Raw genomic sequence first — 1,762 nt, 5'->3', positions numbered from 1 at the left:
CGGTCGTAGAACCATTGCAGTTTGCAGGCGGCGTTTTCCGCCAGCAGCAGATTGCCATTGCCGTCATAGGCGAAGGTCTCGGTCTGCCATTCCAGGCCTTCCTTGTGCCCGGCATGACGGGCGATCAGGCGGCCCATCGGGTCGTACTGACCACGGGTAGGTTGTCGCTGTTGTAGCTGTACTGGGTCGTGTTCTCTGTTCTCCTGCGGGTCGATGGTTTCGATGATGTTGCCGCGTTGATTGTAATCGTATCGCCACAGGCCGCCTTCGGCGTCGCGGGTGTGAAGTTGGCATAGGCATCGGCGCGATCAAGCCAATGCCGGTGTCGTCTGGTTGTTAAAGAGCGGGGTGCCTGTCAGCGATGTACAGCACCGCGGGAGCCGCTGGCGATCAGGGTGGCGCCGCAGGTGGTCTTCATGCCGTCCAAGGCTACGGGAGTGCCGTTGACGGAGTAGGTGCTGCTGCCTTCGGCAATCGGGAAGGCCCCCTTGCATAAGGGGCACATCACCATGTGGCCCTTACCTGCCATTGGTTTGCCGTTGAGGTTGGCGTGGGGGATGGATTCGGTGACAACGCTACAGTGGTCGGCGGTGTCGTCAAGGCGGACTATACATTTCATTAGATTTATAACCATTAAAGATTTTGGATGTGGGGGATTATATTTTTAGCCGTCGGGCGCCTGATTTTGGGGGCGAAGTTTGATGTTGTAATTTGCGACACTGTTAACCCTGTCGTCGGCGTCAAGGCACAGTTTTTTTAATATTGCATAGGGTGTTTTTTGGTTTGACGCAACTGCTTGTCTGACGATGGGGTCTTCGTCGCTTGACAGATAAGTAAGTACTTCAGTCCCGGACTTTCTTTTTTTTGCGACCCCATGTCTTGTTTTCCAGTTCTGGCTTTTTGATAAAGAGCTTATGATGAGTGGTGAAATGGTCTCGTTTTGCAGTATAAACTTTTCACAATCTGGATACTTTAAAATTACATCCTCCCATACGGACTCGCTTGCCTTCTCGGTGATGGCTCTGCTTCTGTCTGTTTCAATACTGCTGTTGATGAGGCTAATGAACTCTTCTGCTGAATTAATCATTTTTTATCCTGGCACTTTAATTTCTTTAGATCAATTGAGCGGCCTGTTGAGCCTTTGTGCTTCCCTTTCATTATGTCTCCTTGATCATTGAGGTCTGCCATCCATTCAAGAGTTCCGGCGCTCCTCGATTCTGAAAATGATTTCCATGCGCTTCCCCCATGTTCGGTTTTGTCTGCGGAATACCAAGAGCCATCTTTAGGGTCTCTAAATAGAGTCACATTCCCTACTCCTGGAATATGCCCGTTACATTTTCTATCGTATCGCTCAACACTCCATTTTTTTGCACAACATGATCGGTTATCAATATTGGGTTTTCCTGTGGGTGCTGGTTTTCTGCCAGATCTTGTAAGGCCCAAAGGATCTGTCCAATCTGCGGGGTTTGGCGCGTACGCATAGATGTTGAACCCACCCGCAAACCCAATCGGATCCTTGCCAATAAACCGCCCCACCTGCGGATCATAGTACCGATAGCGGTTGTAGTGCAGCCCGGTTTCCACATCAAAGTACTGTCCCTGAAAGCGCAACGGATTGCGCACATCCGCGCGGTTGGCGGTGTCGCTGCGCTGTTCCTTGGCCAAGCCCCAGGCTTTGTAGACCCCAGCCCAGGCGATGTCGCCGTGTTCGTCCGTCAACTCCATCGGCGTGCCAAGGTGGTCGCATTGGTACCACGCCACG

General features: G+C 51.8%; 3 protein-coding genes. All 3 read right to left on the bottom strand.

What is annotated here, in order from left to right; all coding sequences use genetic code 11:
- Nucleotides 1-355 precede the first annotated feature (355 nt).
- Complete coding sequence (locus ACE04F_RS23255) at nucleotides 356-619, bottom strand: PAAR domain-containing protein (RefSeq protein ID WP_486110082.1); 264 nt, start codon at nucleotides 617-619, stop codon at nucleotides 356-358.
- 45 nt (nucleotides 620-664) lie between these two features.
- Nucleotides 665-1,087: a HEAT repeat domain-containing protein gene (locus ACE04F_RS23250; RefSeq protein ID WP_486110081.1), complete on the bottom strand. Its 423-nt coding sequence runs from the start codon at nucleotides 1,085-1,087 to the stop codon at nucleotides 665-667.
- A partial coding sequence (locus ACE04F_RS23245; RefSeq protein ID WP_486110080.1) for an RHS repeat domain-containing protein occupies nucleotides 1,084-1,762 on the bottom strand: 679 nt, incomplete at its 5' end. The genes ACE04F_RS23245 and ACE04F_RS23250, both read right to left, overlap by 4 nt.

Source organism: Pseudomonas sp. AGC41, assembly GCF_057334555.1.
This window is presented reverse-complemented; position numbering and strand designations above follow the sequence as displayed.